The organism is Paraburkholderia sp. 31.1, from assembly GCF_014397645.1.
GTDB lineage: Bacteria > Pseudomonadota > Gammaproteobacteria > Burkholderiales > Burkholderiaceae > Paraburkholderia > Paraburkholderia tuberum.
This window is the reverse complement of record NZ_VZQN01000061.1, coordinates 13,538-27,240: the sequence shown is the minus strand read 5'-3', so window position 1 is coordinate 27,240 and position 13,703 is coordinate 13,538. Positions and strand designations below refer to the sequence as shown.

Here is a 13,703-nt window from a genome sequence, read left to right as displayed (position 1 = left end):
CTCCGGCGGCAGCAACCGCGCCACCGCTCTGTCCTTGAATGTCTTTCCGTAACGCGCCAACTTGTTCTCTCTTTATCGCCCCCAGATTCCAATTTTATCCAGGCGACAACCATTGTGACGCGGGGGGCTGAACAGCCGGCCTCGTGCAACTCACAACTTCCATTCACCCTTCGAGGTCTTCGCCGCGACCCTCGCATCAGCAAGTCAACCTCAAGGCTCTAAACATTAAACCCGCTGTTGCGCTTCACTCTTGAAACCGCCCTCGGGTAAGCAGGTCTATACCGCGCTGGTGATAGACGCAAGAATCGAAGAAGACGTTGTTAAGAAGATGGTCTTTGAGAAGCGGCTTTTTCAGCTCGTGGGTAAGCCAACGGAAGCGTCTCCATTGATACGGGACGGCGCCACCATGTGGAAAAGCGAAGTGCAGCGTCGAAAAATCCCGAAACAGGTCCGAAGTCAGGCACTGCATCGGTCTCGACGAAATTACCTCAAGGCTCCGCAAACGGTTCGCTGATGACAAGGTCGTAATGCCATGCGCCCTCGTCAAGTCCGGACAGTCGCATGTCCGTCGCCAAATTGGGCACAAAGACCCGTGGGCTGCCTTGGATGCCCACCTTCACGAGATAACCACCACCAAAGTTTCGGACAATTTCGACGTGCTCAATGAGGTTCGATAATTCGAAACCGCCGTTCACGACGTCAATCTTCTTTTCCACCTGAATGCTTTGAGTCGCATAGCGCGGTGCCAGTAGTATCCAAGGTGGCCCTCGGCGTGCTTGCCGAGAGTGATAAACCATGTTCGCCTGGAGGTAGAAGTAGAACTGCGGTTCGTCCAGTTCATGTCCGAACGTCGCTGTCATTGCTCCCAGCCGCATGCCCACCTGCCGAGGATTGTCGAAGTAATTGTCCAGCCATGTCTCCATGATGCGCTTGCATCACTGTCGCGGTTGGCGGCCGGGACGGGTTGCTTAAAATATAGGCGAGGCAGCGTCTGAGCGGTAACACTATGCCTACAGTTCACAGCTTTACCATCGCGCCCTTGTTGCTGCGTTGTAGTTCAAATCTCGGCGACAAGAGCATAATTATTTGCCGCCACCCCAACTTGAATCCTGGCGTCCGTCAGAGCATAAGATATGCATGGACCTTCAACGACACAAATCCTCGGGCTTTGAATGCAGGGCACTGCACCTATCCTCTCTCAAGTGAGTGCCCCCTTGTTGCGTTAGCGCTTTTCGTATTCAAGCGTAGCAGGGTCAGTGTTTCTGAAAGTCAGGAACCACGGCGATACGAGTGAAGTGCCGGCCTGAACAATGACGTCGCAGTGCAGCGTCTTGGGGGCGCAGCGACGTATCTGCCCTGTGGTCGCCGGGTCATCACCGGTGATGGGAATGAACAGCTTTCCGCCCGGCCCGAAGAGAATCGCCTGAGCATAGGCCCGAGGGGGTTTTCCCGGCGCCCATAGTTCCAGTGTGGCTAAAAGTCGACCGCTCTTTCCCTCAAGCTTAAGGATTCTATCGATGTCGGTAGAGTCGCTGTTGTCGCGGAAGCTTGTAACCCAAAGGATGCCATCGCCGTCGAAGACGAGGCCCTCTGGGCGGTGCAAGGTCTTGACAGTTTGATTAGATGCAAACACGTCGATGAACCTGTATGTACGCGGGTCGAAGCGCAAAATGTACCCAATCAAACCATCGTCCGGATTCTCTGAAATGGGACAGCCTCTCGCAGATACGTAAAGAAGGCCGTCGGGCCCGAAGACCACGCCACGCGGATAAAAAGCAGGGCGGAAGCCGCGCCGGTCCAGGTTGCGCATAAAGGCACCAGACCCGGTGTACACCTTGACATCACCCTGATTGTCACAGGTGTCTCCCTGAGTACCGACATCGGCAACGTAGAAGCGGTCGTCCGAGTCACCGTGGTCGCTTGAACCTTCATGGTCGCGACGCTCTCCGCGTTCGTGCGTCGGTCCGCGTACGATGCCCTGCGGAGCAAAGGGCGCCCCCCTATCGGTCGAAGCGATAAGCTTTCTGACGAAGGCGCCCGTCTTTCCGTCAAAGATGAAAATCTCGCCGAGATTGGGGGTGTTGACGTTCTGATTAACGACAAAGAGCTGACCTTCACTAAAAATAATTCCGGCAGGTCCGGTCAGCCCGGCACTATTGGGAGGGACGAAAGTACCGAGATAGGCGCCGTTCGACGCGTCAAAGCGTTTAACAGTATTGTCCCCGGCGTCGTCAACGAACAATTCTTGCGCCTTCGGCGTCTGGCTAATCGACCACGTAGTTAGCGCAATCATGGTGCAGAGAATGGAACGCAGCCTGACTCTCCAGGCGGACCTACGTTCTTTCTGCGGAGCGCAGTGCGATGAAATGAGAGAACATGCAATCATTTACGCCTCCATTTGATATGGTTTACTTAATTGTCGTGAAAGAGATAGACATGCGTCGGATAGAAAGGGACGTAGCTTACCCACGGTCGATAGCGATGCCAGTGGCCCACAATAGCGCCCGTGACGAATCCGCCGACGTGAAAGTGAATCGTTGGGAGCTGTCAGCCGAACCTCAAGCTCGCCGCCCTGTAGAAATTCAATGAATTCCATCGCGCAAGTGGCGAGCGCGAGCAGGCGTGAAGCGATGTTTTGAGCTTGCCCCCGAAAAACGTATCCCTTGCTGAGTATTAAACTGCTGCAAGGAGAAACGAACGATGAGCGAATTGAAGCGTGCGCGGTACACCCTGGAATTCAAGCTGGAGGCGGTACGGCTGGTGAAGTCGGGCCAGAGCCTGGCGGCGGTGTCGGCTATTCTGGGGGTGTCGAGCCAGACGATTTCGAACTGGGTACAGGCGGACCGCAAAGGGACGCTTGCCGGTCCAGGTACGAAGCCGGTGACCGAGGAACAGATGGAACTGGCCCGCCTGCGTGCGGAGAATGCGCGGCTGAAGATGGAGCGCGACATTCTAAAAAACATCCAAAGGGCCATGCCCTCCCCAAGGAGCAGAAACTCCGGGCAAGTCCTACACTGGCCACGCTGAAGGGAGCGGCCGTCCGCTTACTGGTGACTGATCCCGTTAAAAAACATGGTCCAGGGACCGATGCGGACCCGGCATTGGTGACACCGTGAGGTGATCCCGTTCAGGAAAGTGATAGATACCGCAGTCCCGCCCTTTGGCACTTCCATGACCAGGAGGGCCAGACATGGCACAGCCCAAACCGAGGCGAACCGTCGCTCGCCGCACCGATATGTCCGTTGTCAATCCGCACGCCGCAGGCATCGATGTCGGCGCACAGTTTCACGTTGTCGCGGTCGGACCCGAATGCGCCGAGGAACCGGTGCGTTCGTTCCGCAGCTTCACCGCCGATCTTCACGAACTTGCCAGGTGGCTCAGGCAGGTCAAGGTCACGACTGTCGTGATGGAGTCGACCGGGATTTACTGGCTTCCCGTGTTCGAAATCCTCGAGTCTTATGGTTTCGAGGTGTTGCTGGTCAACGCCCGGGAGGCAAAGAGCGTGCCGGGACGCAAGAGCGATGTGAACGATGCCCAGTGGCTGCAGAAGCTGCACCGGTACGGACTGCTGCGCGCCAGCTTCCGCCCCCGACAGGACGTGGCCACGCTACGATCCTATCTGCGGCAGCGGGAGCGCCTGCTGGAATATGCGGCGTCCCATATCCAGCATATGCAGAAGGCAATGATGCAGATGAATGTACAGTTGCATCACGTCGTTGAGGACATCACAGGCGTCACCGGCATGAAGATCATCCGGGCGATCGTCGCGGGTGAGCGCGATACCGATGTCCTTGCACAGCATCGCGACAGGCGCTGCAAAGCCTCCATCGAGACAATCCGTGAAGCGCTGGGCGGTCATTACCAGCCCGAACACGTGTTCGAGCTCACCCAGGCCGTGGCCCTGTACGACTTCTACCAGACCCAGGTGACGCAATGCGATCAGCGGATCGAAATCGCGCTCAAGCAGTTGCAGGCTGGCATCGAACCCGTCGCCGCGCCACTGCCGGCAGCGCGACATCGAGGCAAGCAGTCAAACGACTTCTCATTCGACGTGCGTGCTGCGCTGTACGGGATGCTCGGTGTCGACCTGACGCAGATTCACGGCCTGGGACCCTACGTGGCGCTCAAGCTCATTGCCGAATGCGGCAACGACATGTCCCGCTGGCCGAGCGTGAAGCACTTCACGTCATGGCTGTGCCTCGCACCTGGCAACAAGATCTCGGGCGGCAAGATCCTGTCTTCGAAAACGCGCCGCTCCTCCAGCAAGGCCGCTGCCGCGCTGAGACTCGCCGCCGTCACGGTCGGCAAGACCGACACAGCTCTGGGCGGATTCTATCGACGCCTGTCAGCCCGTATCGGCAAGGCGAAGGCCGTCACTGCCACCGCACGCAAGATCGCGGCGCTGTTCTACAAAACACGCTGCGCTACGGCATGGAATATGTCGATCCAGGCGCAGCCTACTATGAGGAACGTTACCGGCAGCGGGTCCTGAACAACCTGACGCGACGGGCCGAGTCCCTGGGCTATGTCCTTCAGGCCAAAGCGACCTGACTCAGAGGAGTTTCTCAGGAAAGCGGCGGCGTACTTTGCGAAAGAGTCGACGTGAAGTACGCCTTTATCGAACGGGAGCGAAAACGCTGGCCGGTGTCGATGCTGTGCGAGTTGCTGGATGTCAGCCCGAGTGGGTATCACCAGCGGCGTCAGCGGTCTGCCGCGGGCCGGGAGAGGCACCGTCCGGTACGAATCGGCAATGACGCTTTGCTGGCCAACATACGTGCGATTCACGCACAGGTGAAAGGCGAGTATGGCTGGCCGCGCATGACCAAAGAACTGGTTGCACGCGGCGTCCGCGTGGGCAAGGAGCGAGTTCGCATGCTGATGGTGCGACATTGCATCCGCGCGCGGCACAAGCGCAAGTTCATCGCGACGACGAATTCGAACCACGACCTGCCGGTCGCACCAAACCTGCTGAAGCGCGACTTCACGGCGAGCGCACCGAATCAGGTCTGGACGAGTGACATCACCTATGTCGCGACGGCGCAGGGATGGCTGTATCTGGCGGTCATCATTGACCTGTTCAGCCGGCAGGTAGTGGGCTGGTCGATGCAGCCGCACATGAAAGCCGAACTGGTCACGGATGCGTTGCGTATGGCGTGGTTCCGTCGGCACCCGCCGCCCGGCCTGACCATGCATAGCGACAGGGGCAGTCAGTATTGCAGCGGACTCTTCCAGGACGCGCTCAAGGCGTACGGTATGCGTTCGTCAATGAGCCGGCGTGGCGATTGTTGGGATAATGCGCCGACCGAAAGTCTGTGGGGTTCGCTGAAGGTCGCACGACTGCACGGTCGGCACTTCGCGACGCGGCGTGCCGCGATGGATGAAATCATTGATTGGCTGGGTTTCTACAATGCCCATCGGCTACACTCGACGCTCGGCTACGTTAGCCCCATGGCGTTCGAAAAGAACTGGCTCGCTGCCCAGCGAGCCGCCTAAATCCCCTTGGCTATGGGATACGTCAAACAGGGGCAAGGTCATTTAATTGATATTGCCTCTACGTCCAATACTTCGCCTAACGCGGTGTAAAAATTGAGAATTGTGCGCAGACAGGCACACAGATGTTCAATAAAACACGCCAAACACGTCATCAATTTCTGACAGACGAGTCTGCTCACAAGGCCGTAATGCATGCCCGTTAGAAAATCAATTCGGTTGGGTCTGGGCAGTAAGCGAGCCAGCGCAAGTGTTCGATTGCTCGAACAACCAGATGCTTCTTCTATTGAAGTGCACACATGCGCGGCCAGGACTCAAACTGGCAATTGGTGTTACTCTCCGCGCATTGCTCTTCGGAGCATAGTCGCTAACAACGATATTTCAAGGTTCTTTCGCAACCGATACACCCAGTCACCGGTCGACAGCAGCGCCACAAATTGCACTCGGCCGTTGGCACTCCCAAAACCGACTTCGGTGCGATGTACACCCTTGTCGTCATATGCCAGCATTGATGGGTGGGCGGAAATGTAAACGGTGGCCCACCCGCTGTCGTACGAGTTTGGACCTGAGATGCGTTAAAGCTCCCTGCGTTCGATAACAGCCGCACCGGCCGCGGGTGCAGTGCTCTTCTGCTCGCGCATCCTTCACCGCCCCAACGCGCTTTAGCGTCAGCTCCTGATGCAAAGACTCAGTGGCCGATTTCACGCCATGGTCAGCGCACCACGCGCAGACTTGAATCCAAAGTTCCATTCTTGATATACCGATAGTTGCAAGCGGTGACGACAAAGCCGGTGGCATCAACCGCGCTGAATCCCTGTTGCTGCCGCCGTTACGCCATGGTTATTGCTGTTGCGTTTCTACGAACCTAATGACAGGCTTTCCCGCTTTGATAGACGATGCTCTTTGGCGCCGGACGATGCATGCCTCAGGGTCGGAAAATCAGCATGATGGCAACTATAACCGCCCACGCTCCCATGAAGTAGTAGGGTAAGTTGTATGGGTTAATGAATTTCTCGTCAACGCGTTTCTTAGTTTGTCCCTGCAGTGGCGGGTGAAATGGCAAACGGCGACGCGTGAGTTCGACCCGACTTGCCCCCCCGGGGAACATGTCCTCGTCCAACATCTCCATCGAAAGCTTGCTTCTATCCTCGCAATACCACCAGCGGTCTATGCGAGCAATATGCTGCTGGGCGTGTCCTAGACCACGCCCGACCAGCAATGACGTCATGAAGCCGAGGACCGCAATCAAAATCAACAGCCAAACATACGGCCCAGTCCAAATGTTTGGCTGTGGTTTCCAGTTGCTCACAATGAACGCGAGAGCTGCAAACAGGACAGTCTGCGACGTGAGCAGCCAACTTAGCCTGTGATGAACCAGTGTGTTTTCATGCTCTATCACGAGCCGAATCCGCTTCCAGTCCGCGTAGTCCCTATCTTGTGATTCGTTGAATACGTCGCCGTCGCCGTTTAAGCCTGCACGCTGTGTCTCGAAATTGGCCAAGGCCATTGCTACGCCCCCCTTCATTGACTTCAACAAAATGTTGATTCGCGCTTACGGATGCCGGCGTCGGTCTGTCTTTGGCTAAGACAGGCAATCGCAGTTGGATATCGGCGGTGTTATAGAAGGTTTGATTCCCGAAAGTAAGCGCCTTAATTTACTGATGGTGATTCCGTCTTGATTGAACTAAATCTTGACGGCATCGAGCTTTCTTGCGTCCTAGCCTGTAGGCGCCCATATCCCGGTCAGGAACGTCACGAGGCTGTCGCAATCGCCTTGCCCGCAGCGACGGCTCCGTACGGAGCTCTCACGCTGCCAGTCGATGCTCGTAGTAAGGCCGGTCCCACTCATCAAGTATCGCGTACATTGCCTCCAAATTCCTTGGGTTAGGGTTGAGCCAAGCGTCAATGTTTTCGGGCTTGATGAGAACAATGCACCGGTCGTGGCCGGCTGCGGCAACTTCCGACGGAGGCTCGTCAGTGACTGCCGCGAATGAAAGCAAATCCGGTTTCCGCCAGGCGCAGACCAGCGTGACCACAGGCAAGCTACCAGCATCTCGTGGGCAGGGTTGGGACGAAACTCCAAAACGACGTTCTCATCCTGCTCCCCTTCGGCGAGCACGCGACCTTCCATTTTGGCCCGGCTAACATTCTCATAAAACGCGTTGACCACGAGAATGCCGTGCGAGTAACCAAAGAGCGGCTTCCAGAATCCTTCGAGATTGTCACGCCTCGCGTTGTAGCCCCCGTGGTATTTGACGTCGTGTGACGCGGGCTTGCCAGCAATGCGACACTGATATCGCATCGGTTTGATAACACGCTGTCCGTTTTCCATAACCATGACTGGCGCGTAATGCCTCGGGAATATGCGCGAGTCCCGTGCCTTCGGCTCCGTTCGCCGAATATCGTCGAGCCAATCGAGAGTCTGTTCAATTTTGTTCGCGGCAATGCGCTTGCTTTCGGTCGCTGCTTTTGTGACCTTGCTCTCGAGCGAACGCTCTGCGTCAGCCAGTCGCTTGCGCTGCGCAAAGAGGTCTCGTTGGAGTTTTGATGTCTGTTCTGCTTCGAACCTATCGATAAGGGTCTTGATGGCGCCTTCGGCGTCAGTTTGCGGCTCAGCGAACGCATCTTCCATCGCCTTGGGCACCTTTGCCTTGCTGATGCCCTCTGCGCGCTCAAAAAATAGACGCGCAAACTCGTGGATATCCATCAGGGCGCCGAAAGTACGCACAAACTTGCGGTAGTCTGCTTGAATCCGAGCCGAGTAACACATGGATGCCTCCGTTTACTGCCCCATAATACGCATTCTCTAGAACGACGCGAGCGCGACGAATATGAGGACTCAATGAATGGCCGCGTGAACTTTGGCCACCGTCGAACTGCCAATCAACATGTGGCGACCCGGACAATTGTGTATGGCAAGCGTACTGCTCGTAGACGATGACGTGGAGGCTTTGGCCGCGTGGAGCGCCAGCTGTGCCGCTGACGGATTTGAAGTAAGAAGCGCGAGCGACGGCCAGTCAGCATTGAAGATGTTCATCGAATCCCCTGTCGATGTAGTGGTCGCCGACTGGCGCATGCCGGTGATGTCGGGGAGCGAGCTCTGTCACCGTTTGCGCACACTCCCCGGCTTAGCCGACGTTGCATTCGTCTTGGTTTCGGGAGAGCCGAGCCCACCCGCTTTCGTAAGCTACGACGGTTTTCTTCGCAAGCCTGTAGATGGGCAAATTTTACTGACCACAATTCGACGGCTGCTGGCAGACCATGTAACCCATCGAGAGCAACAGCGAGGCAAGACAACGTAGTCGAAAAGCCACCTGCTTGTGTGGACAGGGCGGACCAGAGCCTGGTTGCAGGCAAAAGGAACGGCGGCCGCGGGCACAGTGTTGAGTCAGCAAAAATTTCTGCTCGCGGTAATCAAACCGCCAAGCAGATGGGACATGTCAACAAGCCGCTGTGCGACGAGATGTCGAACCTCTCCGTGGCATTGCCACGTGCCATATACAGCGAGCAGTGACGCGCCGAGGGCTTCCTTTCGCTGCCGTTCAAACAAGGACGGCCAGATAATCACGTTGCCGTTGCCAGTCTCACGTTAGGGCTACGCGGAAGGCTGCATCTCATCGACGTGCGGCTCCGCATTCGGTGAAAGTGCATGCGCGGCGTGCCCTCACACCGTCGCCCAATCTCATGGCAAAGCAGCGCAGCTTGGAAAAAGCCGTTCCTGCGAGCGAACCAGACATGTCGGATATTCCGCGCCAGATAACCCCGGGGCAACCCGCTTCGCGTGACGGCTCACGGAGCATCGGCTGAGGTCGCCCGCTGATGGAGTCGCAGTCGTATCAGGGTCACAGTATCTGGGGGCACGCAATTCTGCAGCAAGAGGAAATCCTCCAGCCCGAGCGTTATGCGGCAAGTGGGACAATAAGCGTGAACGGCAAACTCGTCGAAGCCTCAGGCATCCTTGCTTACTTCGACACAGGAGAGGAAGCGCAACACGCCGGCCTGGCTTGGGCACGTGCCTGGATTGATAACCACGGGTGGTCGAAAGCGAATGGCGCAATGCATCAACATCTTTGCTGAGTGAGTAAGGTCTACAGCCAGTAACGCCGGCCCGGTGCGATGCGGACAACGTGCTCGGCATCTCGCGAGCGAGCGGTGCCTCGAGTGTCAAAAAAACGAGCGCAAGCGCTTGGTCGCGGCCGTTCGGCTACTCATTCCGAGCGCCGCCGCTTAATTCTCGAACCGGCGAATCGTCGCTTTATACGCACGCGCCGGCGTGTGCCACTGCTGACGCATGCAACGCGGCTCAGCTCAGGTTGAATTCAGCCGGAGCCGGCGACTCCCTCGCGTAGCGAGAAACGTTGAGGTCATCATGTCGAATCGCCGGCTGCTTCCCTGAAACCAAATCCGCGAGCAGCTGCGCTGAACCACACGACATCGTCCAGCCGAGCGTGCCATGGCCCGTATTCAGATAGAGGTTCGGGACCGCGGTGCTGCCCACAATTGGTGTGCCGTCAGGCGTCATGGGTCGCAGCCCAGTCCAGAATGTAGCCTTCGAGGTATCGCTGCCGCCCGGGAAAAGGTCGTTTACACACGTTTCCAAGGTTTCGCGCCGAGCTTCGCGAAGGCGCTTGTCAAACCCCACGATTTCGGCCATACCACCAACACGGATGCGCTTGTCGAATCGGGTGATAGCAATTTTGTACGTTTCATCGAGGACGGTTGAGACCGGTGCGCATCGCTCTTCGATGATGGGGGCGGTGATGGAGTAGCCCTTGAGCGGATAAACCGGAATCTTGACGATGTCTGAGAGGAAGTTCGTCGAATATGAGCCGAACGCTACGACAAACACATCGGCGTGAATGAGCTTGGCGCCATGGCGGACGCCGACAACTTTACCGCCCTCCACGACAAGGCCCTCGACTTGCGTGTTGTACCGAAAGGTGACGCCAGCTTGCGCAGCTAACGCCGCGAGCCGAGTCGTGAACAACTGGCAGTCGCCGGTCTCATCGCCCGGTAAACGCAAGCCGCCGGTCAACTTGTGTGAGGTGGCGGCAAGAGCCGGTTCGGCTCTAGCAAGCTCACCCTGAGTTAGTAACTCGTATGGGACATTGGCTTCTTTAAGCACGGCAATGTCCTTCGCCGCACCGTCGAACTGCTGCTGCGTACGGAAAACCTGCAACGTGCCGCCAGTGCGTCCTTCGTACTGGATGCCGGTTTCTGCTCGCAGCGCCTTCAGGCAATCGCGGCTGTATTCCGCAAGCCTGACCATGCGATTCTTGTTAATGGCATAGCGCTCCGCATTGCAGTTCTGGAGCATCTGCCACATCCACTGAAGCTGGAATTGCCTGTCCTCGTCGTCCGGACGAATCGCGAGCGGAGCGTGCTTCTGAAACATCCACTTCACCGCTTTCACGGGCACACCCGGAGCCGCCCAAGGTGCTGCGTAGCCAGGCGAAATCTGCCCCGCGTTCGCGAAGCTCGTTTCCAGCGCAGGTCCTTGTTCGCGGTCGATGACGGTGACCGCATGCCCCGCGCGTGCGAGGTAAAACGCGCTCGTCACACCGACAACTCCACTTCCCAATACGACGGCACGCATGGCATCCGCTCCGGGCATCACAGTCGACGTCGCCTGCACACAATGATGTATGCAGTTATTGACTGCATGCTAGCTACGAGTTGGTAGTTTAAGAAACCATTTGAGGCCCGCTTTTTGGTTGAATCCACTACCGGATGAAGGCGACGGAGTGTTCAGTTCGCTGAACGCCTTGTCACCGTTGCAGCAGCGAGGTTTGAAGCGACCGCTGCATTTTCGCCTAGGGACAAATGCCTAGTTGACAGCCCAGATTTTGACTTCATAGACTGTGTACATCGCTGCACACAAAGAGATGCGCAAAGCTGTGTGGCGAGAAACCAAGGCCTTTTAACAGGCTTATCAATACTTCGGGAGCTGATTATGGTTCTGCTGTCTCGCTTCACGCGGCGCGTTCTGACGTGCCTGGCGGTAACCGGTTTTGTCGCTGCTGGTGCCCCTGCTCACGCCGATGACACCAGTGCCTGGCAAAGTGTGAAAAAGGCTGGTGTTCTCCGCTGCGGCGCGGCCGTGGCTCCTCCCTACGTCATGCGCGACCCGAAAACCGGCGAATATAGCGGCTTTTTCTCGGAACTCTGTCGCAACTTTGGACAGAACGTGCTGAAGGTGAAGGTCGAGTTCGTCGACACCACGTGGGACAACATTGTCGCCGGCCTGCAGTCCGACAAGTGGGACCTGTCGATGGCGTTGAACGATACGCCGGAACGGGAGAAAGCCATTTCGTTCTCGGCGCCGGCAACGGACTACAACGTCTCCTTCGTCTACAACAAGAACAATCCAAAGGTTCCAAAGGCCGCTCGCACCATCGCCGAAATCGACAAGCCCGGTGTGACAGTCGCGGTCATGTCAGGAACCGCGCAGGACAAGGCTATCTCTGCCGTTTTCAAGCAAGCGACAATCATGCGTCTGCCGGGTAACGATGAGACGCGCCTCGCACTCATGTCCAAGCGCGCGGACCTGCTCGCAGATGCCAACATCACAAACATGCTGCTTACCGAGGCGCACCCGGAATGGGCGTCCACCATCCAGCCGACTCCGCCGCTCGCCCAGCAGGAAGTCGCATTCGGCCTCAGGAAGGAAACGCCTGCTGCCGACATCGCCGTCCTTAACAGGTATGTCGACGAACAGGTCAAGTCGGGCGCCGTCAACCGCCTCATCAAAACCTCTGTCCAGGCAATGCTTGTCACAAACAAGTGATGCACCTGTTGACGCGGCACGCCCCAATGGGTGCGCTGTTCCGAGGATATTCAGAAGGGCGCCCGTCAATCTGACCTTTGCAAGCTTGACGGGATAGAACAACACAACGCTTCATGCTCCATGAGGCGGTTTGCAGTGCTTAATGAAAAAGTCCGACTACGACACAGACGGCGATAGAACGCGCACCGTCGTCGACTTGCCTATGTTCCGGGCGCGGATGGAGGGCAGTGTTAAACGGTTATTTCGTTCGTAGCATGCGGCGAAATAGTCAGATTCGGCTTCGCTCAAGCCTGTTTTGGTTCGTCCCAAGCGTCTTCAACCGGCTTGTCAGTGATTTCCCTGAAACACCAAGTTAGGCGTTGACAGGCGCAATTCCGGCCTTCTAGTATGTGTACATAATTGCACACATCGAAACACACATATCTGCGTGCTGCATGGGAAGCCCCGGGGGTACCAAGGCTCCTAAGGGTCTCAACTCTCGAGCGCAAGCCGTATTAGCCGATTTCGTATGCGGTTCGGCACTGTCGCCAGCCGCTGATTTTCGAATCACACATCACGTGCCTGCGGGCGCGTCAGCTGGAGAGATTCCATGCTTTCTTCTCAAACCATGAATGCTCAACAGGATGTTCCGCCAGTTGCAGTTGGCTGCGCCAACGCGACCTTCGGTGATTTCGTGCAGTTTCGAGGCGTCTACAAGTCCTACGGTCCGAATCTGGTCGTCATGGACCACATGAGCCTCGACATGCGGGCCGATGACCGGCTCGTCATCATTGGACCGAGCGGTAGCGGCAAGAGCTCGCTGCTTCGCGTGATGATGGGGCTGGAAGGCGTCCAGGGCGGTGAGATTGGCTTTCAGGGCAAGCCGTACATCTACGGAGCCGACTCGGGCAAGTCGAAGCGCATCGATTCCAAGCTGCAGAAACAGATTGGCATGGTGTTCCAGCACTACACGCTGTTCCCGCATCTATCCGTCCTGGGCAACCTTATCCTCGCGCCGACGAAGGTCAGCGGCATCACAAAAGCAGAAGCGACCGAGCGGGCTCGCACGTATCTGGCCCGGCTCGGCCTTGAAAGCAAGCTCCACGCATACCCGAGTCAGCTCTCCGGCGGCCAGAAGCAGCGAGTTGCCATTGCGCGTGCCCTGATGCTCGAGCCAAAGCTGATGTTGTTCGATGAAGTCACCTCCGCCCTTGACCCCGAGATGGTCATCGAAGTGCAAAACGTGATGCTTCAGCTTGCCCAACAGAAGATGGCGATGATTATCGTGACGCACGACATGCACTTTGCGCGCGACATCGCCACGCGCGTGGTTTTCTGCGCGAGTGGAAAAATCGTCGAACAGGGCGCTCCCGCCGAAATGTTCAAGTGCCCCAAGGAAGCTCGCACCCGCGAATTCCTCGAGAAAGTGCTGCATCTCGACTGAGGT

9 protein-coding genes and 5 pseudogenes are annotated in these 13,703 nt (G+C 57.1%); 7 read left to right on the top strand and 7 right to left on the bottom strand.

Annotation, left to right across the window (positions count from 1 at the left end; all coding sequences use genetic code 11):
- Positions 1-262 precede the first annotated feature (262 nt).
- From F6X37_RS37320 to F6X37_RS32255, 3 genes and pseudogenes are all read right to left on the bottom strand, one after another.
- Positions 263-469, bottom strand: a pseudogene (locus tag F6X37_RS37320) (amidohydrolase); the annotation flags it as partial.
- Positions 470-488: 19 nt separating this feature from the next.
- A complete protein-coding gene (locus F6X37_RS32260; RefSeq protein WP_187614094.1) occupies positions 489-923 on the bottom strand; it encodes a hypothetical protein in 435 nt (144 codons plus the stop codon).
- Between the two features lie 299 nt (positions 924-1,222).
- Positions 1,223-2,242 (bottom strand): hypothetical protein, encoded by a 1,020-nt coding sequence (locus tag F6X37_RS32255; RefSeq protein ID WP_262420105.1) that lies wholly within the window; start codon positions 2,240-2,242, stop codon positions 1,223-1,225.
- A gap of 458 nt (positions 2,243-2,700) precedes the next feature.
- Between F6X37_RS32255 and F6X37_RS32250 the strand changes: the two are divergent.
- The 3 genes and pseudogenes from F6X37_RS32250 to F6X37_RS32240 all read left to right on the top strand — a co-directional run.
- Positions 2,701-2,958, top strand: a pseudogene (locus tag F6X37_RS32250) (transposase); the annotation flags it as partial.
- A gap of 232 nt (positions 2,959-3,190) precedes the next feature.
- Complete coding sequence (locus F6X37_RS32245) at positions 3,191-4,492, top strand: IS110 family transposase (RefSeq protein ID WP_262420104.1); 1,302 nt, start codon at positions 3,191-3,193, stop codon at positions 4,490-4,492.
- A gap of 83 nt (positions 4,493-4,575) precedes the next feature.
- Positions 4,576-5,493: pseudogene (locus F6X37_RS32240) on the top strand (IS3 family transposase); the annotation flags it as partial.
- Between the two features lie 922 nt (positions 5,494-6,415).
- Here the strand turns inward: F6X37_RS32240 and F6X37_RS32235 are convergent.
- Entirely contained in the window at positions 6,416-6,997 is a 582-nt protein-coding gene (locus F6X37_RS32235; RefSeq protein ID WP_187614092.1) for a hypothetical protein, read from the bottom strand.
- Between the two features lie 298 nt (positions 6,998-7,295).
- A pseudogene (locus F6X37_RS32230) lies at positions 7,296-8,260 on the bottom strand (SOS response-associated peptidase family protein).
- A 142-nt stretch (positions 8,261-8,402) separates the two neighbouring features.
- Here F6X37_RS32230 and F6X37_RS32225 point away from each other — a divergent pair.
- Positions 8,403-8,792 carry a two-component system response regulator gene (locus F6X37_RS32225; protein WP_187614091.1) on the top strand — a complete coding sequence of 130 codons (390 nt, stop codon included), beginning with the start codon at positions 8,403-8,405 and terminating at the stop codon, positions 8,790-8,792.
- 86 nt (positions 8,793-8,878) lie between these two features.
- Here F6X37_RS32225 and F6X37_RS37315 read toward each other — a convergent pair.
- Positions 8,879-9,076 (bottom strand): annotated as a pseudogene (locus tag F6X37_RS37315) (hypothetical protein); the annotation flags it as partial.
- Between the two features lie 233 nt (positions 9,077-9,309).
- On the opposite strand from F6X37_RS37315, the gene F6X37_RS37310 reads away from it, so the two are divergent.
- Positions 9,310-9,567, top strand: a complete 258-nt coding sequence (locus F6X37_RS37310) for a hypothetical protein (protein WP_262420103.1) — start codon at positions 9,310-9,312, stop codon at positions 9,565-9,567.
- Positions 9,568-9,793: 226 nt separating this feature from the next.
- Here the strand turns inward: F6X37_RS37310 and F6X37_RS32220 are convergent, their stop codons facing one another.
- Complete coding sequence (locus F6X37_RS32220; protein ID WP_187614090.1) at positions 9,794-11,086, bottom strand: D-amino acid dehydrogenase; 1,293 nt, start codon at positions 11,084-11,086, stop codon at positions 9,794-9,796.
- Positions 11,087-11,443: 357 nt separating this feature from the next.
- Here F6X37_RS32220 and F6X37_RS32215 point away from each other — a divergent pair, with 357 nt between their 5' ends.
- Both F6X37_RS32215 and F6X37_RS32210 read left to right on the top strand, forming a co-directional pair.
- Positions 11,444-12,277: a transporter substrate-binding domain-containing protein gene (locus F6X37_RS32215; RefSeq protein ID WP_187614089.1), complete on the top strand. Its 834-nt coding sequence runs from the start codon at positions 11,444-11,446 to the stop codon at positions 12,275-12,277.
- A gap of 589 nt (positions 12,278-12,866) precedes the next feature.
- Positions 12,867-13,700 (top strand): amino acid ABC transporter ATP-binding protein, encoded by an 834-nt coding sequence (locus F6X37_RS32210; RefSeq protein ID WP_187614088.1) that lies wholly within the window; start codon positions 12,867-12,869, stop codon positions 13,698-13,700.
- Positions 13,701-13,703: the final 3 nt, after the last annotated feature.

Excerpts from the sequence above, each read along its gene's own strand:
- F6X37_RS32260 (WP_187614094.1), bottom strand. The coding sequence starts at position 923 with ATGGAGACATGGCTGGACAATTACTTCGACAATCCTCGGCAGGTGGGC.
- F6X37_RS32245 (WP_262420104.1), top strand. The coding sequence starts at position 3,191 with ATGGCACAGCCCAAACCGAGGCGAACCGTCGCTCGCCGCACCGATATG.
- F6X37_RS32235 (WP_187614092.1), bottom strand. The coding sequence starts at position 6,997 with ATGGCCTTGGCCAATTTCGAGACACAGCGTGCAGGCTTAAACGGCGAC.
- F6X37_RS32225 (WP_187614091.1), top strand. The coding sequence starts at position 8,403 with ATGGCAAGCGTACTGCTCGTAGACGATGACGTGGAGGCTTTGGCCGCG.
- F6X37_RS37310 (WP_262420103.1), top strand. The coding sequence starts at position 9,310 with ATGGAGTCGCAGTCGTATCAGGGTCACAGTATCTGGGGGCACGCAATT.
- F6X37_RS32220 (WP_187614090.1), bottom strand. The coding sequence starts at position 11,086 with ATGCGTGCCGTCGTATTGGGAAGTGGAGTTGTCGGTGTGACGAGCGCG.
- F6X37_RS32215 (WP_187614089.1), top strand. The coding sequence starts at position 11,444 with ATGGTTCTGCTGTCTCGCTTCACGCGGCGCGTTCTGACGTGCCTGGCG.
- F6X37_RS32210 (WP_187614088.1), top strand. The coding sequence starts at position 12,867 with ATGCTTTCTTCTCAAACCATGAATGCTCAACAGGATGTTCCGCCAGTT.